Source organism: Ruminococcus flavefaciens (assembly GCF_900116855.1).
Taxonomy (GTDB): Bacteria; Bacillota; Clostridia; order Oscillospirales; family Ruminococcaceae; genus Ruminococcus; species Ruminococcus flavefaciens_R.
This window is the reverse complement of the sequence record NZ_UETD01000004.1, coordinates 73,678-91,851: the sequence shown is the minus strand read 5'-3', so window position 1 is coordinate 91,851 and position 18,174 is coordinate 73,678. Positions and strand designations below refer to the sequence as shown.

General features: G+C 47.9%; 26 protein-coding genes and 1 pseudogene. 3 read left to right on the top strand and 24 right to left on the bottom strand.

The genetic code is table 11. The annotated features are described in order from the left end of the window. Positions 1-2: 2 nt before the first annotated feature. The 5 genes from DSZ37_RS04520 to DSZ37_RS04500 form a co-directional block, all read right to left on the bottom strand. Complete coding sequence (locus DSZ37_RS04520) at positions 3-293, bottom strand: hypothetical protein (RefSeq protein ID WP_109725763.1); 291 nt, start codon at positions 291-293, stop codon at positions 3-5. Continuing rightward, positions 290-529 (bottom strand): hypothetical protein, encoded by a 240-nt coding sequence (locus DSZ37_RS04515; RefSeq protein ID WP_109725762.1) that lies wholly within the window; start codon positions 527-529, stop codon positions 290-292. The genes DSZ37_RS04520 and DSZ37_RS04515 overlap by 4 nt, the downstream gene beginning before the upstream one ends. Before the next feature lie 12 nt (positions 530-541). Then, positions 542-1,123, bottom strand: coding sequence for a hypothetical protein (locus DSZ37_RS04510; RefSeq protein ID WP_109725761.1), 582 nt, complete (start codon positions 1,121-1,123; stop codon positions 542-544). A gap of 45 nt (positions 1,124-1,168) precedes the next feature. Further along, complete coding sequence (locus DSZ37_RS04505; protein ID WP_109725760.1) at positions 1,169-1,399, bottom strand: hypothetical protein; 231 nt, start codon at positions 1,397-1,399, stop codon at positions 1,169-1,171. Between the two features lie 64 nt (positions 1,400-1,463). Continuing rightward, on the bottom strand, positions 1,464-1,658 hold the full coding sequence (locus DSZ37_RS04500) for a hypothetical protein (protein WP_109725759.1): 195 nt from the start codon (positions 1,656-1,658) through the stop codon (positions 1,464-1,466). A 507-nt stretch (positions 1,659-2,165) separates the two neighbouring features. Here DSZ37_RS04500 and DSZ37_RS04490 point away from each other — a divergent pair. From DSZ37_RS04490 to DSZ37_RS04480, 3 genes are all read left to right on the top strand, one after another. Continuing rightward, entirely contained in the window at positions 2,166-2,825 is a 660-nt protein-coding gene (locus tag DSZ37_RS04490) for a LexA family protein (protein ID WP_109725757.1), read from the top strand. A 10-nt stretch (positions 2,826-2,835) separates the two neighbouring features. Then, on the top strand, positions 2,836-3,366 hold the full coding sequence (locus DSZ37_RS04485) for a hypothetical protein (protein WP_109725756.1): 531 nt from the start codon (positions 2,836-2,838) through the stop codon (positions 3,364-3,366). Positions 3,367-3,436: 70 nt separating this feature from the next. Beyond that, positions 3,437-4,951, top strand: a complete 1,515-nt coding sequence (locus DSZ37_RS04480; RefSeq protein WP_109725755.1) for a recombinase family protein — start codon at positions 3,437-3,439, stop codon at positions 4,949-4,951. 28 nt (positions 4,952-4,979) lie between these two features. Here DSZ37_RS04480 and DSZ37_RS04475 read toward each other — a convergent pair. The 19 genes and pseudogenes from DSZ37_RS04475 to DSZ37_RS04385 all read right to left on the bottom strand — a co-directional run. Continuing rightward, positions 4,980-5,099, bottom strand: a pseudogene (locus DSZ37_RS04475) (manganese catalase family protein); the annotation flags it as partial. A gap of 85 nt (positions 5,100-5,184) precedes the next feature. Then, positions 5,185-5,739 carry a M23 family metallopeptidase gene (locus tag DSZ37_RS04470; protein WP_109725753.1) on the bottom strand — a complete coding sequence of 185 codons (555 nt, stop codon included), beginning with the start codon at positions 5,737-5,739 and terminating at the stop codon, positions 5,185-5,187. Beyond that, on the bottom strand, positions 5,739-5,927 hold the full coding sequence (locus DSZ37_RS04465) for a hypothetical protein (protein WP_347504406.1): 189 nt from the start codon (positions 5,925-5,927) through the stop codon (positions 5,739-5,741). Before DSZ37_RS04465 ends, DSZ37_RS04470 begins: the two co-directional genes overlap by 1 nt. Beyond that, positions 5,902-6,168: a hypothetical protein gene (locus tag DSZ37_RS04460; protein ID WP_109725752.1), complete on the bottom strand. Its 267-nt coding sequence runs from the start codon at positions 6,166-6,168 to the stop codon at positions 5,902-5,904. Before DSZ37_RS04460 ends, DSZ37_RS04465 begins: the two co-directional genes overlap by 26 nt. Positions 6,169-6,210: 42 nt before the next feature. Beyond that, a complete protein-coding gene (locus tag DSZ37_RS04455; RefSeq protein WP_109725751.1) occupies positions 6,211-6,993 on the bottom strand; it encodes a hypothetical protein in 783 nt (260 codons plus the stop codon). Further along, positions 6,993-9,257, bottom strand: coding sequence for a phage tail spike protein (locus DSZ37_RS04450; protein WP_109725750.1), 2,265 nt, complete (start codon positions 9,255-9,257; stop codon positions 6,993-6,995). The genes DSZ37_RS04455 and DSZ37_RS04450 overlap by 1 nt, the downstream gene beginning before the upstream one ends. Then, complete coding sequence (locus DSZ37_RS04445; protein ID WP_109725749.1) at positions 9,258-9,995, bottom strand: hypothetical protein; 738 nt, start codon at positions 9,993-9,995, stop codon at positions 9,258-9,260. It abuts the gene before it with no gap. Between the two features lie 4 nt (positions 9,996-9,999). Further along, positions 10,000-13,236 (bottom strand): phage tail tape measure protein, encoded by a 3,237-nt coding sequence (locus tag DSZ37_RS04440; RefSeq protein ID WP_109725748.1) that lies wholly within the window; start codon positions 13,234-13,236, stop codon positions 10,000-10,002. An 11-nt stretch (positions 13,237-13,247) separates the two neighbouring features. After that, positions 13,248-13,457, bottom strand: a complete 210-nt coding sequence (locus DSZ37_RS04435; RefSeq protein WP_146198158.1) for a hypothetical protein — start codon at positions 13,455-13,457, stop codon at positions 13,248-13,250. Positions 13,458-13,507: 50 nt separating this feature from the next. Beyond that, positions 13,508-13,774, bottom strand: a complete 267-nt coding sequence (locus DSZ37_RS04430; RefSeq protein ID WP_109725746.1) for a hypothetical protein — start codon at positions 13,772-13,774, stop codon at positions 13,508-13,510. A gap of 45 nt (positions 13,775-13,819) precedes the next feature. Next, a complete protein-coding gene (locus tag DSZ37_RS04425; protein ID WP_109725745.1) occupies positions 13,820-14,005 on the bottom strand; it encodes a hypothetical protein in 186 nt (61 codons plus the stop codon). After that, positions 14,006-14,578 carry a hypothetical protein gene (locus tag DSZ37_RS04420; protein ID WP_109725744.1) on the bottom strand — a complete coding sequence of 191 codons (573 nt, stop codon included), beginning with the start codon at positions 14,576-14,578 and terminating at the stop codon, positions 14,006-14,008. Positions 14,579-14,580: 2 nt separating this feature from the next. Further along, positions 14,581-14,910, bottom strand: a complete 330-nt coding sequence (locus DSZ37_RS04415) for a hypothetical protein (RefSeq protein WP_109725743.1) — start codon at positions 14,908-14,910, stop codon at positions 14,581-14,583. Further along, positions 14,911-15,324: an HK97 gp10 family phage protein gene (locus tag DSZ37_RS04410; protein WP_109725742.1), complete on the bottom strand. Its 414-nt coding sequence runs from the start codon at positions 15,322-15,324 to the stop codon at positions 14,911-14,913. It abuts the gene before it with no gap. Then, positions 15,324-15,659, bottom strand: a complete 336-nt coding sequence (locus tag DSZ37_RS04405; protein ID WP_109725741.1) for a phage head closure protein — start codon at positions 15,657-15,659, stop codon at positions 15,324-15,326. Before DSZ37_RS04405 ends, DSZ37_RS04410 begins: the two co-directional genes overlap by 1 nt. 4 nt (positions 15,660-15,663) lie before the next feature. Then, the gene (locus DSZ37_RS04400; RefSeq protein WP_146198157.1) at positions 15,664-15,957 is read right to left on the bottom strand and encodes a head-tail connector protein; all 294 of its coding nucleotides are present in this window, start codon (positions 15,955-15,957) and stop codon (positions 15,664-15,666) included. A gap of 60 nt (positions 15,958-16,017) precedes the next feature. Then, positions 16,018-17,175, bottom strand: coding sequence for a phage major capsid protein (locus DSZ37_RS04395; protein ID WP_181380239.1), 1,158 nt, complete (start codon positions 17,173-17,175; stop codon positions 16,018-16,020). Between the two features lie 95 nt (positions 17,176-17,270). Further along, positions 17,271-17,846 (bottom strand): HK97 family phage prohead protease, encoded by a 576-nt coding sequence (locus tag DSZ37_RS04390; RefSeq protein ID WP_109725738.1) that lies wholly within the window; start codon positions 17,844-17,846, stop codon positions 17,271-17,273. Between the two features lie 134 nt (positions 17,847-17,980). Further along, positions 17,981-18,172, bottom strand: a complete 192-nt coding sequence (locus tag DSZ37_RS04385; RefSeq protein ID WP_109725737.1) for a hypothetical protein — start codon at positions 18,170-18,172, stop codon at positions 17,981-17,983. Positions 18,173-18,174: the final 2 nt, after the last annotated feature.

Here is an 18,174-nt window from a genome sequence, read left to right as displayed (position 1 = left end):
CCTCAGAACTTGTACAGCTCTCTCTTTCGTGCTGCCTCGTCGGCATTGTCTATCATCTTCAGCTCGCTCTCGGTATAGTCAACCTTGCGAGTGCCTGTCCAGCGGTTGAAGCCGTTCTCTTGGAGCTTATTCCGCAGGTCAAGTTCCAGCGGGAAGAACGCCAGACCTGTGAAGTAGTTCCAGCCCTCGATGGCGTTGCTGAAGGCAATGTCACCACTCGGAGCCTTGACCGTAGCTGTTCCCTGTGTCTCGTCGCACTCATAGGCGACGTCTCTTATCTTGTATCTTATCATGATATCACCTTCAGAACGTCCTTTGCGAGGGCGACAAGGCTGTCACCGGTGACGTATGCTCTCTTGCTGCTCCCGCCTTTCCATGTGATGATGATATATTCCAGATCGTAGGGAGTATGAGTGATAACGTGATACTCCGCGGACTCTATGTCCTGATCTATCGCCGCGAGGAAAGGTGTGAGCTTGTCCGTGACAAACCGGCGCTTCTCGTCAAAAATCTCTTCATCTGTTCTCATACCTCAATCCCCTCACTTTCTGTTTTTTACCTCTTTTAGCCATGCATTCAAAATATCAATACGAGCGTTAAACTTCTCGTTGTGCTGTAAAAGGCTTTTTTCTTGTTCCTTATTCTGCTCGATCATATATTGAAGTTCTGTAATCTTATCTTCTACAGCAGCAATTACCGCCTTAGGAATTTCGTTGGTGTAAGGCTTGCGCGGTATGTCCTGAACGTCTGCGAGGGTGTGATTTTCTTCGGGTTCGCAGATTTTTTCTTTAGGTTCACAAATATTTTCTTCATAGGGCGGTATCGCCAGATCAGCCCACTGCTGAGCGAGTTCCTCGTCGGTCTCTCCCTGCTCCGTGGCGGTGGGCTCGTCCACAGGCTCCTGTGCCTGCTCCTTGATAAGCTCGTCCTCAATGCGTTTCTTGTCGTGGCGACCTCCGCAGAATATTCTCAGGTCGACACCGTCAGCCTTGAGGATATCCTTCACATCGCCCTTGGAGATACAGTGCAGGTCGGCTTCAATTCCGAGCTGCTTCTTTCGGTCTGCTGCGCCGAGAATGTTCTTGATGATCTCCTTCTTCTCGGCATCGGTAAGCTTTTTCATGTATTTTCCTCCTTATCGGTTTTCCCGTGCAGTTGACTGCACAAGTCAGTTGCTGTACTTGGCGACGAGCTCGTCCCAGTCACAGCCTTTTTCAACGGTGATGTGATGATAAAAGCGACGCAGAGCTGCACGGACGTTTTTCTCAAAGACTGCCTGCTCCTCGGAAGTGTGCTTCGGGATATGTACAGTTATATGAGCGCGGTCTGTATCGTAGCTGACCGTGCGCTCCTTTTCGGTCTCGGTCTCTGTCCAGTTCCTGATATCGTCTTTTCTCATACTATCACCTCATTCCTATGCTTATGTGCTTACGGGTTGTACAGTTGCCTCCAGCTCTTTTTCTTTACTGTGAAAATACCACCATATCGCTTCCGGGAAAATAAATAAAATCTGCTGTCGCTCCTGTCTGATCGGTGAGCCTTATCCCATCAGGAATAAGTTGTAACGACTTTACTCCCTCCGGTAGAAAAGAGCGCTGTATTTCCCTTAAAGCTTTGAACTGCGCAATAGTATCACAGTGAATATGTATTTTGTCCATTATATCCTCCTTTCTCGGGTGGTAGGGACATTTTTGTCCTTAGCTGATGGCTGTGCGTGACTATCAGTCAACAGCATTCGCAAAAAAAATTTTATACTGGGTATCGACATCAAGTTTTAAAAGCCTTGTAAGTTTTCCGATTTCCGACTGTTTGAACTCCGAACGACCTGTTATCTTCTTCCAAAACCCCTGTCTTGTGAGATTTAGCTGTGCTGCAACGCTTTTTACGTTCAGCTTGCAGTTTTTTATGCAAGACATTAGAAGTTGAGTGTCAGTCATTTTCTCACCTCCACAGTAATGATTGTTGACTCTTTGCCAACATCTACAGTATATCATTGTGTTGGCAATTTGTCAACAGAATTTTGCATATTATTTTTCTTTCTATTTTTTGCACAAATCCGTACTGATATTTTTGTTGACATTGTGTCACACTTCAACGACAATTTTTGTTGACACTTCGACAACAATATGCTATAATGATTATAATATAAATAGGAGGTGAGATACATGACTTTTGGTGAAAGAGTTAATAAATTAAGAACAGACAAAGGCATGACACAAGATGAGCTTGCTCAGGCAGCCGGATATAAATCAAGATCAACCATTGCAAAAATCGAGTCAGGGGAACGTGACGCTTCTCAATCAATGATCGTAGCAATCGCCAAGGCACTTGATACTTCTCCTTCTTCTCTTATGGGCTGGGACGATGACGCGAACCTTTCACTGACTTCTGAACCTCAGTATAGAGGTTTTAATATTCTTGATAAAGATAATATATACATGATACCGATTTTCAAAACTGTATCCGCAGGCTTTGGAGCATACGCGGACGATCAGATCTGCGGCTATGAGCCTTTATATCTTGAAAGTCAGCGGGAAGCTGAGGAGACTCTGGCTATCGCTGTCAAGGGTGACTCGATGTATCCGAAGATAGAGGAGGACGACCTCGTCGTTGTCCATAAGCAGGACTACTTCGAGAACGGCGACATTGTTGTGGCGGTGGTCTGTGGAGAAAACGACGGCTTTGTGAAGCGTGCTTTTCAGACTGAGGAAAAGCTCACGCTTGAGTCTATCAATCCGAGCTATCCGCCGATGGTCTTCTCTGGCTCTAAGCTCGATGATATAAAGATCATGGGCGTGGTAAAGAAAATAATCAAGTCTGTGTAAGGAGGCTATTATGAAAAAGCTTATCTCAATCCCTATATCTCTGTTAATGCTATTTAGCTGCTCTTGCTCCTCAAAGCCACAAAAAGAAAAAGAACTTGACTTCAAGACTCTTGATGCATCATGGGAATGTGATTATTTAAAAATCAGCACAAATTCAAACTGGCAAGAAAACGATCATATCAATGGTGATTTAACAATGGCTTCATGGATATGGGGCTCAGAAGACGATATGCATTTTATTGATTTTTCTATAAATCACGATCCCTCTTATGATAAACTATCTCAAGCCGAAATTACTGAACACTGGGAAAGCTTCAAAGAATATGCCTTGACTGATGATGCATTAAAATCATCTTATGAAGGATATTTTGTTGAGGACTCGTTTGTGAAAAATGGACAGGCATATCTAATTACTGCTGATGGGAACAGCGACAATAAACGAATTGAATTCTATACCGACTCTCTTCATGGCACTATTTCTTTCCATTCGATTGACAACGATGTTGTCATGAGTATGATTGATACGATTGTTTTCTATTAAAAATAATCCCCTGCTCCGTGCAGGGGATATTTGCAACCGACATCTTTGTCGGCCGCAGAAAGGAGGAAGCATGTCCGATAAATACTTGATGTATCTTCGTAAGTCCCGAGCCGACGGCGAGCATGAGACCGTCGAGGAGGTACTGGCGAAGCACTATAAGATATTGCAGGACTATGCAGCTGCCAAGCTCGGCGGAGTTATCCCTGAGGACATGATCTACCGAGAGGTAGTCTCGGGTGAGACTATTCAAGACCGCCCAGAAATAAAAAAGCTCCTCGACCGTATTCAGACCGAGGAGGTAAAGGGAGTTCTTGTTGTTGATCCGCAGCGACTGAGCCGTGGAGACCTGTCTGACTGCGGCACTATTATCAGAGCGTTCCGCTATACTGATACACTGATCGTCACGCCTCCGAAGACGTATGATCTCGGAGACAAGTTCGACCGTAAGTTTTTCGAGATGGAGCTCATGCGCGGAAATGACTATCTGGAATACGTCAAGGAGATCATGATGCGCGGCAGGATAGCCTCCGTCAATGAGGGAAACTTCATCGGCTCTGTCGCTCCCTACGGTTATGATAAAGTAAAGGTCGGGAAAGCTTATACTCTCGTCCCGAACTCAGAGGCTGACACCGTGCGCCTGATGTATGAGCTCTGGACAAAAGACGGGCTCGGAACCACCACGATCGCGAACCGTCTCAATGAGTTGCATATCAAGCCGAGGAAGTCCGAGATATGGAATAACGCAAGCATAAGAGATATGCTTCGCAACCCCGTATATATCGGAAAAATTCGCTGGAACTGTCGCAAGACCGTGAAGCACTATGAGGGCGGCGAGCTGATATCATCACGCCCTAAGGCTAACAAAGAGGACTGGATACTCGTCGACGGCAAGCATGAGCCTATCATCTCGGAGGAGACGTTCAACGCTTCTCTTGCCCGTTTCGGAAGCCTTCCGAAAGTAAAGGCTAAGTCAGGACTGAAAAATCCCTTTGCGGGTATCATGCACTGTTCCTGCGGTCGCCCTATGATATATCAGCCTCATAAGAAGTGCGAGGCTCGTCTGCACTGCGCCTATCAGATGCGGTGTGGTAATCGCTCAGCGACGTACAGAGAGGTAGAAGAGGAAGTAATCAGAGCACTCCGACAGCTTGTGGCAGAACTATCTGAGCAGCTTGCAGAAGGCACTCAAAACACTCATGACGCGCACAAGGCTATCGCAGAAGCTCTACGCAAGGAACTCAATGCGCTTGAAACTCAGCAAGAGAGACTATACGAATTTCTCGAGCAGGGTATCTATACCAGCGAGGTATTCGTCAAGCGTAATGCTGCACTCGCGCAGCGCCGGCAGGAGCTCCAAGAGGCAATCGAGACAGCTAAGAGCTATCAGGTATCAGAGGTAGACTACCGACAGAAGATCATTGCACTGCACGATGCTATCGCTATACTTGAGGACCCTACTGCCTCAGCAGAGGAAAAGAATAATCTGCTCCGCACAGTAATCAAGGATATCACATATCACCGCGAGACAGAGGTCCGCGACAAGTGGCACCCTGTTCCGTTTTTTCTCGATATTTCGCTGATTTGATTTTCCACAGGTATCATATACATCATTGATGTGCATATTCCTCGGTCCCGATGTCAGTAAGGAGTCCCTTTACTTCGCCGTATGGCATTGCATAGCGCTGGTTGAGATAGCGAAGCGAAGCCGAAAGCTCACCGTCAGGACCGCCGAAATCCAGAAAGTTATAAAGAAAAGCCCTCCCGAAAGGAAGGGCTTTCTTCATGTATTATACCATGCTGAGTGCAGACTGTCAAGGCTCACAGTTCTTCCAGAAGGCCGCTGTACTTATGTCCTTCATACTCAAGCATTACCTCTATCGTTTTCTTCTCAGCAGTGCTCTGCTTCGGGCGATAGCCATCATCATAGATACCATCCTTAACGTTGGGAATACCTGACTCTGCGCTGACATCATAGACCTTCGCCCCCTTATAGAACGCGGAACGGATCTCGTAGTGACAATGAGCTCCACCGGGACCGTCGGGTATCACATAGCCAGTGTGTCCCTCAATTCCGAGCACATCAGTGATTTTGACCTTGTCGCCGACCTTTACTCTTGCACTGTTCTCAGTAAGATGACCGTAGTAGCGTATCTTCTGCACGCCGTCTTTGCCGGCAACATCGTCCTTCGTAGCTACATAGTAGCCGAAGCCCTGCTTGTGGTTCGCTGCGTTTTCCCAGCCTACATGGATAACCTCTGCATTAGCACAGCTGTGGATCTCTTTGCTGTCGATACCGACAAGGTCGAGTCCGTCATGAGTTCCGAGGGTATACTGCTGCGATACCTTGAATTTGCCTTCGTATGGACTATTCATTACTTTTCCTCCTTTATTTTGTTTGTCTGAGTACCGAAGTAAAAGCCTATTATCATTATGTATATCGTCTTGAAGTTCTCAGGAACATCCAGACCTGCGGCATTCATAAAGGCGAATACTCCTGTTAATGTCAGCGTAACTATCGACTTTACGTCTATAAGCTTAGCTACTCTTTCTTTGATTTTCACGTTCCAAATCCTCCAGTCTGTGATTGATGACCTTGATTTGCTCCTCGACGACAGGCATACGCCTTGCAAAGTTGTTGTGTTCCCTGACCTCAGATGTCAGGCTGTCTATCTTAGTCTCCGTGACAGCCTGCTGTGTTTCAAGCTTGTGTGTCAGTTCACGGTTACTTGCCTTTGTATTTATGATTACTGTAATAATTGTCACAGCTGCTGATATGATGGATACTATAATACTGCTGTCCATGTTTTCACCTCCTCTCACTTATAGTCTGAAAAAAGGTGAAAATCAACTGTTTTCCGTTGTATAACTGCTGTCGTCTATTGTCGTTAATTCTTCGGTTTTGTCGAGTGCCGTGAGCTGTGCAGTTGACTGCACGCTGTTGAGACTGCTGCCGCCCTGAAGCGCCTGCACCATCGCGTAGAGCTCAGCATAGCTCGGGCGGTAGGGCTGATAAGCCTGTGATATATCCCATGCTGCTTTCGAGCAGACCATGGGACGGAATACCGCATTTGATATACTTGTGCCATTTATGACGTAGATCCTCACGAGCACCTTGCTACACGAGGTAAAGCTTCCCGTCGTACCTGTGTCGGACGTCGTACCCGCGATAGCGATGTTGTATGTGCTTGCCGAGCCGCCTGACGGGCAGCCCGAGAGGATCCAGTTGCCTGCCTCAATCGAAAAGCCTCCCGGCATTGAAAGAATGAAAACTGCATTTGCTCCCGAAGCTGTGCCGTTTGCTGTGATTGACATATCATCGTTGACTGTGAATACGACTCCGCTTGAGTGAGTGTAGACATTGTTCTCCCATGTACCATAGGTATTCAGCCGCTTGAGACTATCAACAGATGTTATCGGCAGGCGGTTTTTCGCTCCACCGTCGATAAGCTCAGCGAGTGCGGCACGGTCGGCGGCTTCGGCGGTATCGGCTTCTGCGATATCCTCTGCCTGCTCATACAGTGCTGTGTCAAGCTTGTCCATATTCTCGGTGATCACACTCATGTCAAACTTGTCGGCGTGATCTTCCTGCTTGCCGAGGTTGTAGTTCGGCGTATATGTAGTACTCATTATTTTCCCTCCAGTTCGTTTATCGTTCGGCGCTCAAGTTCTGCTATGTCGAACGCTTCCATGCCCGCAATGCTCATACTCATGAGTGCAGTCTGAGTATTGTACAGCTCCGCCTGCATCGACTGCATGGCGGCTACGTTCTTGCCCTCCACAGAATTCGGGGACACTATGGTCTGCGACATGACTGTCTGCCGTATCAGCGAGCGTCTGGTATTGCCGAGGGTGATCTGTATTGCTTCCCCTGTCAGCTCATTCCTGCGTATAGAGACTATCTTCATTTCCACGTCTATGCCGAGGTGCTCGACATAGATCGTCCCCTTGTAGCCTACGTCATAGTTCTGCAAGTTCAGGAAATCTTTGTACTTCGGGTCACCTTTGATATTGGCGACCTCTACGACAATAGATACCGTCGGAGTGCTTACGCTATCCCAGTACGGCCATACAGATTTCCAGAGACGCTCGATGCCATCTGCTGCCTCGTCCGAGTAAGTAAAATGGATGCGCTTTGTCTTATGGTGATGTACGATCCAGTCGCCCGATGTATCGTACCATACGCCTACCATGTTACCGTAATTGTCGACGCCGATCAGGTTCGTGACCCAGCCCGACATATCTATCTTGAAGGATATCTTCGTAAGGTCGGTGCCGTACCTCAAGGTAAACGCATTGCCTTCAGGTGCTCCCTCAAGTGTCTGATTGACGCTCATGTGAAAATTGTCTCGATATACCTCGCCACCGTAGAGAGTGACGAGCGAGTTATCGGCGCCGAAAATCGACTCGATGATGCTCTGATCGGTGATAGAGCATTCCATCTGTCCCTCGAGGTCGGATGTGATATCAAACGTATACTCTCCGACCATGTGCTGCTGATTTGGAAAGTCCTTGACACGGTGAGCGTTCAGCTGCGTGATGTAGTTCTCGCCGCCGACGGCTGTGAATTGTGCCTCCTCTATCCAGTAGTCGCTCATATCGTAGGTGATATGCCATGCATGGGCTGTGATATACTCAGAGTCTGCCTCTGCGACTATCTCAGTCTCATCTATGCGGAAAAGCTGACTGTTAACCTTGACGATGTTCTGCCCTACGATGTATGTCCATTTCCCGAATGGGTCGATCGGGTGCGTGAGAGTGATATCCCAGCGCCCTTTATCCTCTTTTTCTGACGTCACTTCCGACGGCATAAGGATAGCAATGCCGTTGTGGTCAAAGCCGCTCTGAGGTTCATGTATGTCATATATGCTCACCTGCGCAGGGCGCTCCTCAGCCCACATCGGCACAAGCTCCTGCTCGGTGTACTTGATGTATACTGTAGGCTGCACTTCACTGTCACAGGTGATGGTATTGCGGCCGTAGTAAGTGGGTATACTTCTGCCAGTGCTTGCAAGGGATATCGTCTGACCTGCTGTCAGCTTCTGTCCGATGTCTATCTCGATATCTGTTGCGCCTGCACCCACTGAGCTGATAGTCAGCGCAAGCGTTACCTTGTGCGGCTCCCAGCAGCTCTCGCCCGAGATAACGGGACTGCCCGATATGGGCAGGGTGACGCTGAACTGCGATGTCGGTGTGTCCACAGGCACTATCATGTAGCGGAATACAAGATAGGGCGTGATATTATCAACAGCGTAGGAGCTGTCGTACTGGAACATCTTCGAGAACACGCCGACACTGGTCTCCTCCGCTATGGTGAATACGGACTCTTTTCGGGTCCATCTCCGCTGATTTTCGCTTACGAAGAAGTTCTCCCAAGTTACTTCTATGAGTGTATTTCCGCTGCTGTCCACAAGGTCGTATCTGGGGATATGGTTCCCCGGCAATACACTGTCGTTGCGGTAGATGCTGTCAAGATTGGGCACGCGGACGGTTTTGCCGTAGGGATTTGCACACTCTGCAATGAGCTTGTATGTGCCTGCCGTAAGCTTCGCATACCAGTTGCAGTTGGCATAGGTGGGACTTCTGTAATCGTCCACCCAGTTACCGCCCTCGTTGATATTTGCACGGAGCATATACCAGCGCTGATGGTCGGCGTCGGCAGGTGCTCCGTCGGGGATACTGACAGCGTTCATTGCAACACCTGCAATGGTGGTGCCGTCGGTATATGTGCCGCCGGGCCCCGAGCCACGAGCTATAGGCTTATAGTCAAGTCTGTTTGCCGTCTCCTTTCCGACGCCGCCTGCGGCTCCCGTGACGCTCCAGTCTATAAGTTCTCCGCCCTGTGAATTAAAAACTATAGGCGGTATACTTGTCAGCTCTTTGATCTCGCTCACTTAGTACCACCTCTCCCTATAGCGTATCTCGGCAGACTGCACGCCGCTGTTGATGATGTAGTTGTCCGCGATATGGAGCCGCGGAAACGGTCCCTTGGTCAGCTCCGTGCAGGCGACCTTGTCACCGCTCGGACGGGTATAGTATGCAAGCTGCGCGTCACAGTCAAGCGTTATGCTGTATGTGTCCGGATAGCCTGCTCCGATGATCTCCTGCGGTGTTTTGACTTGTATCACCTTGCCGTTGCAGTTGATATCGGTGCTTGCCTGTGACGGCACGAACTCTATCGTGGGATCGCAGAATACAGTGCCCTCGACGTCTACGCGCTTATACGGATTTGTCTCCGTGATATCAACAGCCTTTTCCGCCGCTGCGTAGGCAAAAGGCTCACACTCGAATACAATAGGCAGTTCCGCCATGAGCAGAGCCTTAGCCTCGGGGACGGGCAGGTGTACAAATGCGTAGAGTATCTCATCTGGTGCTGTCGATATACTCAGCACTCCGTAGCCGCGAAGTTTGGCATAGATATCATGCAGTTTCTCAGCGCTTGCATCTGTGATCACTGCGTATGCTGTAAGCTCAGCATTGGGGTACCATTGTTTTTCGTGCGATGACTGCTGAGGTCTGCCCGGTATAGCCGTAAAATCCCTTTCGGGCTGCCATGTAGGGCGGATCATCGGAGTTGTGATTATCAGTCCCAGAGTGTCGGAGCTGATGCCGTTAAAAATAAATGTGCTCATGCTATCACCTGCCTTTTCCCTGCTCGATACGGCGCTCGGCTGTTGCCATGTCCTCAGCCATGCCGTATACGTCGTATTTGCCTCTCACCGTCGCGTAGACGGTGTTGTTGTAGTTGTTGATAGTCGTACCACTGCCTGCTCCGACGGGGGTGTTCGTTGCCGTGCGGCTCAGCGGAGTGATCTTGATACCGCCGTTCATTACCTGAAGGAGCTCGGGACCTGCCTCTGCGACAATACCCTGCTGTCCTATGCCTATGGTGCCGCCGGTTGCATGATGAGCATAACCTATATCGTATCTTCCTTCACCATATAGTCTTGCATCGCTTGGGCTGTTTATAGTGTTATAAATAAGGTCATTCTGTGAATACAGCAGCTCTGTCACAGCAGAACGAAGAGAGCTGCTCATCTGTTCAAACGATGTAGTTGCAAGGATATCGCCGAGATCAACGCCCGTCTGTGCCATAAACTCTTTAAGTGCAGATGTGTCAAAGCCGTCTATTGCTGAAAGTTTATCAACAATGCCCGTAGCAAGCATATCAGCACCTTTCAGTCCGTCAGTTTTCATTTTGTCAACAAGCTCGGTTATTTCGGCTTTTATTGCAGTATCACCGTACTTTATTTTCTCATCGGTAACAGCTTCGATCTTACGCCCCACATCATCAACGGCTTCCTTGTAATGCTCCACAGCCTCATCAACATTATCCTCTATCTTCCCAAAGGAAGCTACAGAAGCGTTATCAATGCTCGCAAATAACCCTTGTGCATCTGAATAATTGCCGTTGGCAAGAGCCTCCTCGGCTTTTTCGTACTGCTCGATGATATGATTGTTGTTCCTGATTTCGGCGTAAAGCCGGGCGAGACTGTCTGATGAATTCATAACATTATTGAGAGCTCTGCCTGCCTTAACATATTCCTCATCATTGATGATACCCCATTTTTTCATTTTCTCAATGGAGCCATCACTGACTTCTCCGACCATATCATATGTGATGTCTGAGTTATACATTTTGCCGCCCGGCTGGAACATGGCTTTTACGCGGCTGTTAAGGTCATCGATGTAGGCTTGGTTTTCCTCTCGGGTCTTCTGTGCTTCGGCGATTTTGCTCGCAGCCTGACCGTTCTGCACAAGTGCCTCACTATACATCTCGGTATAGTTCTTCTCGAATATCTGAGCACGCTGCTTCTTGATGGTTTCCTCTATCTTAGCCTGAAGCTCATCGTATTTCTGTATAACTCCATCGACCTGCTGTATTTCTATGCCTGTTGCCTGCTGTAGTTCTCCGATAATGTAGTTAACTCTGTCCTCATAGCCTTTTTTTACTTTGCCGTTTTCATCTACCAGCCCCTTGAGTTCTTCATATAAAGCCTCTGTCTTATAGGTTTCGGCAAGGTCTGTCTCTGTCTGCTCTCTTGCAGTATCGCGGAGCTCACGCATTTTTTCGATATCTTTCCTGATACCGTCATTAAGCGCTCTCGCATCCTCTGTCAGTTCACTGAACAGCTTGACATTTTTTACATCGCGGACAAATCCACTGACACCGGGAAGTTTCTCCACCAGCCATTTAGCGCCCTCATAGGCGTTCTTGAGTGCTCCGCCAAGTACTTCTATGACCGGCAGAGCTCTCTGCTTAATGACTGCCATAACGGCAGGGAGATTGTCAGTTATACCTTTTATCAGCTTTCCTGCGCCTTCTGCAATGGGCTTCATTACCTTCTGGATATTTGGCATCTGCTTTGTAACATACTGGACAACATCCCTGAGAGCAGGATTGAGTTCATCTGCAAGAGAAAGCTTCATACCGTCAACGGCGCTGTCAAGTATGGTCATATCTCCCTGAAGATTGTCTATCATAGTGTGCGACATATCAGTTGCCGCGCCCTCACATTCTTCAAGAGCCTTGGTATAGTCTCCGAAGGACATACCTGCTTCTTCAGCGGTGTCGGATAGTCCGCTCATGATCGTCTGCAAAGCTGCATAATGGTTGGTGCCTGCAAGCATCTTTGCAAGGTTTGCCTGCTCCTGATCAGTCAGAGTCTCCCAGTGATCCGAAACTCCTTCAAGTATGCTTGAAAGGCTCTGCATATTACCCTCAGCATCATATACGTTGACGCCATACTCTGCAAGCTCGGTAGCACAGTTTTTTGTATCAGTCGCCAGACGTGTCATTATAGCGTTGAGAGCTGTTCCTGCCTCTCCGCCCTTGATACCAGCATTCGCCATGGTCATGAGTACGGCTGTTGTATCTTCGACTGAATATCCCATTGAAGCGGCAGTAGCGGCGCAATTCTTGTAGGCTTCTCCAAGCATTTCCGTAGTGGTGTTTGAATTAGCCATAGCATACGTCATTATATCGACGAACCGTGAGGAGTCCTGCGCTGTAAGGCCGAAAGCGGTTAGATAGTCCGTAACGATATCAGACGCCTTTGCAAGGTCCATATTTGAGGAAGCCGCAAGTTCAAGAACTCCGTCGATACCGCTGAGCATATCGCTTACATTCCAGCCTGCAAGAGCCATATATCCGAAAGCGTCGGCTGACTCTGCGGCTGTGAATTTTGTTGTTGCGCCCATTTCCTTGGCTTTTTCTTCCAGCTGTTCAAGCTCCTCGGCAGTGGCTCCTGAGATCGCTTCCACGCTTGACATGGAGCTTTCAAATGTCATTCCCGTTGACACTATCTCTTTGCCGAAACCGACTATCTCCTGAGTTGCTTTTTTCGCCGCGTCATAGATAAAATTGCCGAGGGCAACGGCTACAGCTGTAAGACCGCCCTTTGAAGCTTTATCTGCCTTTTCGGCTGCCTCCGAGGTTTCATCTCCGAAGTCATCTACTTCCCTTGCGGCAGCGTCAGAAGCACTTCCAAGCTCCCCTACCTTGTCCTTTGCCTCTGCAAGCTCTTTTTCGTACTTATCAACAGCGCTTTTTGCATATTCGACTTCACGCTGAAAAGCTCGGTACTGTTCTCCCGTGATCGTCTTATCTGCAAGCTGTTTTTTGACCTGCGACTGCGCTTCGATAAGAGTGCCGAGCTTCTTTTTGCTTTCATCGAGAGCAGTATTGAGCAGCTTCTGTTTCTGATCCCACAGTGTTGCCGACTCACCTGTGATCCTTATTGTTTTATTTACGTCCTTCAGCTCATCGGCAGCCTTTTTTGTCTTCTGCTCGATACCTTTGAGAGCTGTATCAAGTCCGAGGGTATCAGCTCCAATCTGAACTGTAAGTCCTTTTATTTTATTGCTTGCCATTTTCTCCCTCCTTACTTGATATTTTTAAGCGCAGCTCTGTCAGGCTCGGTCCGGCTGTGCATATATGCGTCCTCAAGGTAGTCACGCCCTGCTTCTGATCTGCTGCAATTCCAGACAACAGCGTCATGAAGATAGCCGTAATAATCGAACACTTCAAGTCCGTCTATCTGAGAAAAATCAAGCAGTGTATAGTCAGATACTACCTTCATGTCGCTTGACACGCATTTATAATACACCTTATCCTCGCTTTTGCACGGAGAATAAGGTACCGTCAGTTTGGGTCAGCCTTCCTTTCGCTGTTGATCCACTCGGGAAGTTCTCTCATAAAGCGGCTGAGGTCGTCAACAGTAAAGTTATCGACTACATATTCCTCGGTAACTGTTATTCCTTCATCGTTCCTGTCACAGATATGAGCCACAGCATTGAACAGCTGTGGATCGTTCTTTGCTGTCAGAAGCTCCTTATAATACATTCTCAGTGTAGGAGGCTGTATTGTAAGTGCTGTACCGTTATCCAGTCTGAAGTTAAATCGTCTCATGATATACTCCTTTACAGAAAAAGGCGAGCAATAAGCTCGCCTGTATCATTTCTTCTTTGGTTTGTGTTCTTCCTTCTTTATGAGGGGAATTCCGCGGATATTTTTGTCCGTGGCAAGCTCCTTGATCCTTTCGTCCGAAGGAGTAAAGCCCTCACGGGGATAGACGTCTCCCACATTATAGGGGTGGCTGTCATCCTGAAGGTCCTCAAAATAAACTATCGTCCTGTACATTTAAGCACCTGCTCCAGTTGTGGCAGCTGTAACATCCTCCTCGTCAAGAATGATGAGTCTGCCGTCATCAAATGGCTCTGCCGTGATGCTGGGAGTGATAGTAGTCTCCTGCTGAGGTCTGTAGGAAGCGGCAAAACCGTTGACGTTCTTGCCAATAGCGGTATAGCGCACATCTCCCTTGACCTTGTCCTTATGGACTGCGCGAATAAGATAGGTCTTGTCATCCTTGTTGGCAACTCCGCCGATAAGGGTACGGCGCTTGGTGCCCGTAACAGTAGCTGTTGCAGTAGGCACAAGCTTGGTTATCGTGTCACCGCTCCATGTGATGAGACCGAATGAGATAGTTGCACTGTCATCGGTCATTTCGTTTCTCGCTGCCTTTCCGTCATCAGACTTTACGTTATAGAACGATGCCGAATAAACGATCTCTCCACCGTCCTTTGTTCTGCCGATGTGATTTGCCTCGGTCTCAATCACACTGTCAGCAGGTATATCCGCAACAGCTGAGCCCGTGAACTCCATCATATAGATGTCAACTGAACCTAAAGCAATTCTGTCAAGTTCCTTTTTCATGATCATTCCTCCTCAATGTATTGAATAGTATCGAACGAGAATGGTGTCATGTACATATCCTCGTCCTTGATATAGATATCGGGAGATTTATCTATCTCCCTGTCCCTGAATAAGTTTTCCAGCTGTCTCTCAAGCTGCGGCTGCTTCTTTTCGGTGTACAGCTCAATATTTATGGTAACATCACGGTACAGATTATAGTTATCTGCTCCCTTTATCTCCGTTCCAGACTCATAGTATACCGCAAATGGAAGGCTCTGAGGCTTTCTGAAGCGCATATAAGCGACGGGGATACCGAGACTTTCCAGCCTGCTTTTTATCTCTGTAAGTTCCATCTACAACTCCTCCAGAAGCTTGTCTACCTTTTTCTGAGCCAATGAATTGACTATGCTGACATGAGGGATAGCCTTTGAACGTGTAGTTCCGTCACGATTTAGATGACCGTTTTCAAGCAGATGTGTAAGGCGGTAATGGGGGCTTTTGGCATGGACAGTCACTTCTATCCTTCCACGCTGTCTGTCAACACGGTATTTCCAGCTGCGGCGATATGCTCCCTTGGGAGTATTCTTGTTGCTTCCCTCATATACGGGAGCAAGTACCTTTATCTGCTCGACAGCTTCCTGTCCTATCTCGATTATGCCTTCCTCTACTGCTTCTCTGACCTCGTCAGTATATTCCTGACAAGCCGAAACCATTGCGGCGACAAGTGCCACAGGTGTTGCAATAAGCTGATTATGTCCCTTTGCCATTACCTCACACCTCCGTTCAGCAGCACAGTTCTTATAGTGAGCTCAGGAGCTCTCTCGGCAAGTCCTCCGATGGACTTGATGTCATATAAAGCTCCCCTGTATGAGATGCGAAGCTCTGAAGTGAGCTTATTTTCGAGAGCCTTTGTGTATCTTATCTTAAACACTACATCGTTCTCGGAGTTTGTCTGAGCAGCTTCATAGTACTCTTTACCTGAAGCATTCTCCTCAATCTTCGCCCACGCCCTGATAAGAACAGCCCACACCATACCGTCATTTCCGATCTCGTCCTGTGACTCTGTATAGTGCTGTATCTCGATCTTCTTTGTATAAGCCATACCGTCACCTCAGATGATTTACAGCATAAAGGCTGAGTATTGTCTTGACTGTGGGAGACACCTGCCTGTGTATGCTTGTTGTATAGTCCCTCTGAGTGAACATATCGTTGACAAGTACGCAGAAAGCTACAGCAAGATCATCATGCTCATCAAGCTGCTCCTCCGTAAGTCCTGTATAGCCGGTGATATAAGCCTTCGCCGCAGGCATCAGCAGTGTACCGACAATGTCATCGCTGTCATCATCTGATATTCCCGTATAGTCCTTTACCATCTCAGAGGTAAGCTCACTTATTTTCATGCTCTCGCCGCCTTTCAGAGTAAATTTAGCGGACAAGCCTCCACCTGTCCGCTGTTTGATTTATGAAGCCTTTACCTTGAGCACAGCAAGCTTCTGCTCGTCTGTGATCTTTGAGTCGAACTCGAACCAGCAGTCGATACCGATAGCGTGCTGATCGTGATACATCTCTCTGAGCACCTCAATGCTGATATCCTCGCGGAAGTTTACAGACAGACCGCTGTAGTCGCCGTAGAGTACTGCAAGCTTGTTTGCAGCAATTCCGTCCATGTTATCAGACAGATAAACAGGCTTTCCGAGCAGTCTGTAAGGGAACTCGGAAGATACATCAGGCTCGATGAGAGGTCTCTGATTAGTATCCTTCATCTGCTTGATAGCAGTGAATGTTGCTGAATTCATTGTCCAACAGGCGTTCTTCTGATGCGCCTGCTTTACAGCTGCCTGAACAGCGATAAGGTCATCAAGAGTGATAGAGCCTGCTGTTCCTGTTGTTACTACGTTTGTAGTCTTTGTTGCACCCTCAGCTGCATTTGAGCCTGTTCCCTTGAGAAGCTCGCCTTCGAGGAACTGCGCAGCCTTTTCTGCTATCTTACGGATAACAAATGCAGTAACATTGACAGCGGAGCTGTTGATGACGCTCTTACCTACAAGTACAAGAGCACCGGCGAGATATCCTCCCAGGTCAACAGATACAAACTTTCCGCTGTCGGCGGTGAGCTTGGTGAACTCTGTAGCATAGCCCACGGTTACATCGTGAGAACCGTTTGCCTTTGTCCACTTAGGTATCTGGAGCTTGCCCTTTTCATGGTAGACATCAGCTCCTGCAAGGATAGGGCAGATGTCCTTGATCTCATCAAGTATGCGCTTAGCGATCGTTGTGGGAATGATAGCGCCGCTGTTGTTTGTCCAGTCAACGTTCTGCTCGCCTGCTCTCATCTCTGTGATCTTGCCATTGATAAAGTCGGCGAAAGCTCTCTCCTCGATCTGCTCCTGTGTGAGCTGCTCGCCCTTGGGAGCCGCCTGAGGTGCGTGAAGCTCAGTAATGCCCTTGGCTCTCTCCTCTGCCTTGATAGTAGCGTCAAGGGACTGTATCTCAGCTTCGAGAGCATCGAACTGTGCCTTTTCCTCCGCAGAGAAAGCTCTTTCTTCTGTCTTTGCCTTGTTGAGCAGAGCGTCCAGCTCCGCTTTCTTCTGTGCTCTTTTCTCAAAAAGCTTTTTCATTATAAATTCCTCCATTTCTTGGTTTGGGTATAAAAAAAGCACCTATATGGTGCTTTCTAACATATTAAACTGTGCAGTTGACTGCACAAAAGGGATTATCCCAGTGCTTTCAGCCTGTTCTCATACTCCGTAAAGTCAGGCTTATTCTCGATAACAAGCTCAGGCTCGATATCAAGAGAGCGCAGTTCCATATCTACGTTACCGTCTGCGCGGCACTCTACCGAAGTTGCAGCATAACATGGAACCTTGTCCTTTATCAGAGACACATGGTCCAGTTCAAGACTCTTGACGTGCCTGATCGGCAGCTCATCAGTGCCGCGGCTCTCCATTTCGTCCTTAACATTGAACATACCGAAGGACCAGCCTCTCAGCTTGCCCTTGCGTGCCATTTCGATGACTGTTTCATCTGTGATAAGCACATCAGCGTGAAGTCCGATAGCGTCTTCACGAAGAACGAGTGAACCGTCACGCGTATTTGCATAGGCGTGTCCCTGATCGTGGTCGAGGGTAACGGTTATGTCGCCGTTCTTCTTGATAGCCTCGCTGAAAGCTCTCTCCTCGATAGTTTCAAGGACCTTGCCTCTGGGAGTTATCACAGGGCGGCTCAGCTTGCCTGTGACATTGACGTAGCCGCTTATATGCAGCCCGTCAGCTCTTACTTCAATTTTCATTATTTCACATCCTTTCAAGGTATAAAAATAGCACTTGCAACCAAGTTTCAATTTTGTTGCAAATGCTTTTCAACATATTTTTGTGCAGTTGACCGCACAAATGGGTATAAGAAAACCTCTCGTTGCTGGGCGGTTTAATCGTCATTCGGTTCTCCCCATGTGCTTTCATGGTACTTGCATTTTTTACAGATTTCCTTGTAATCAGGTTTTACTTTGAACTCGTCAGGAATGTGTGAATCATCTGAAATAAAGCCGTCAATTATATCAGTGTTTATAAGACAATCGCCTCCATCAATTTCTTTGTCTACTAATGGACATTTAAGCATTT

Coding starts and splice junctions, on each gene's coding strand:
- DSZ37_RS04390 (WP_109725738.1), bottom strand. CDS start 17,846: ATGAAAATTGAAGTAAGAGCTGACGGGCTGCATATAAGCGGCTACGTC.
- DSZ37_RS04410 (WP_109725742.1), bottom strand. CDS start 15,324: ATGGCAAAGGGACATAATCAGCTTATTGCAACACCTGTGGCACTTGTC.
- DSZ37_RS04385 (WP_109725737.1), bottom strand. CDS start 18,172: ATGCTTAAATGTCCATTAGTAGACAAAGAAATTGATGGAGGCGATTGT.
- DSZ37_RS04470 (WP_109725753.1), bottom strand. CDS start 5,739: ATGAATAGTCCATACGAAGGCAAATTCAAGGTATCGCAGCAGTATACC.
- DSZ37_RS04480 (WP_109725755.1), top strand. CDS start 3,437: ATGTCCGATAAATACTTGATGTATCTTCGTAAGTCCCGAGCCGACGGC.
- DSZ37_RS04460 (WP_109725752.1), bottom strand. CDS start 6,168: ATGGACAGCAGTATTATAGTATCCATCATATCAGCAGCTGTGACAATT.
- DSZ37_RS04500 (WP_109725759.1), bottom strand. CDS start 1,658: ATGGACAAAATACATATTCACTGTGATACTATTGCGCAGTTCAAAGCT.
- DSZ37_RS04455 (WP_109725751.1), bottom strand. CDS start 6,993: ATGAGTACTACATATACGCCGAACTACAACCTCGGCAAGCAGGAAGAT.
- DSZ37_RS04425 (WP_109725745.1), bottom strand. CDS start 14,005: ATGTACAGGACGATAGTTTATTTTGAGGACCTTCAGGATGACAGCCAC.
- DSZ37_RS04415 (WP_109725743.1), bottom strand. CDS start 14,910: ATGGAACTTACAGAGATAAAAAGCAGGCTGGAAAGTCTCGGTATCCCC.
- DSZ37_RS04510 (WP_109725761.1), bottom strand. CDS start 1,123: ATGAAAAAGCTTACCGATGCCGAGAAGAAGGAGATCATCAAGAACATT.
- DSZ37_RS04395 (WP_181380239.1), bottom strand. CDS start 17,175: ATGAAAAAGCTTTTTGAGAAAAGAGCACAGAAGAAAGCGGAGCTGGAC.
- DSZ37_RS04490 (WP_109725757.1), top strand. CDS start 2,166: ATGACTTTTGGTGAAAGAGTTAATAAATTAAGAACAGACAAAGGCATG.
- DSZ37_RS04520 (WP_109725763.1), bottom strand. CDS start 293: ATGATAAGATACAAGATAAGAGACGTCGCCTATGAGTGCGACGAGACA.
- DSZ37_RS04485 (WP_109725756.1), top strand. CDS start 2,836: ATGAAAAAGCTTATCTCAATCCCTATATCTCTGTTAATGCTATTTAGC.
- DSZ37_RS04440 (WP_109725748.1), bottom strand. CDS start 13,236: ATGGCAAGCAATAAAATAAAAGGACTTACAGTTCAGATTGGAGCTGAT.
- DSZ37_RS04420 (WP_109725744.1), bottom strand. CDS start 14,578: ATGAAAAAGGAACTTGACAGAATTGCTTTAGGTTCAGTTGACATCTAT.
- DSZ37_RS04515 (WP_109725762.1), bottom strand. CDS start 529: ATGAGAACAGATGAAGAGATTTTTGACGAGAAGCGCCGGTTTGTCACG.
- DSZ37_RS04505 (WP_109725760.1), bottom strand. CDS start 1,399: ATGAGAAAAGACGATATCAGGAACTGGACAGAGACCGAGACCGAAAAG.
- DSZ37_RS04400 (WP_146198157.1), bottom strand. CDS start 15,957: ATGAAAATAAGTGAGCTTACCTCTGAGATGGTAAAGGACTATACGGGA.
- DSZ37_RS04445 (WP_109725749.1), bottom strand. CDS start 9,995: ATGAGCACATTTATTTTTAACGGCATCAGCTCCGACACTCTGGGACTG.
- DSZ37_RS04430 (WP_109725746.1), bottom strand. CDS start 13,774: ATGAGACGATTTAACTTCAGACTGGATAACGGTACAGCACTTACAATA.
- DSZ37_RS04405 (WP_109725741.1), bottom strand. CDS start 15,659: ATGGCTTATACAAAGAAGATCGAGATACAGCACTATACAGAGTCACAG.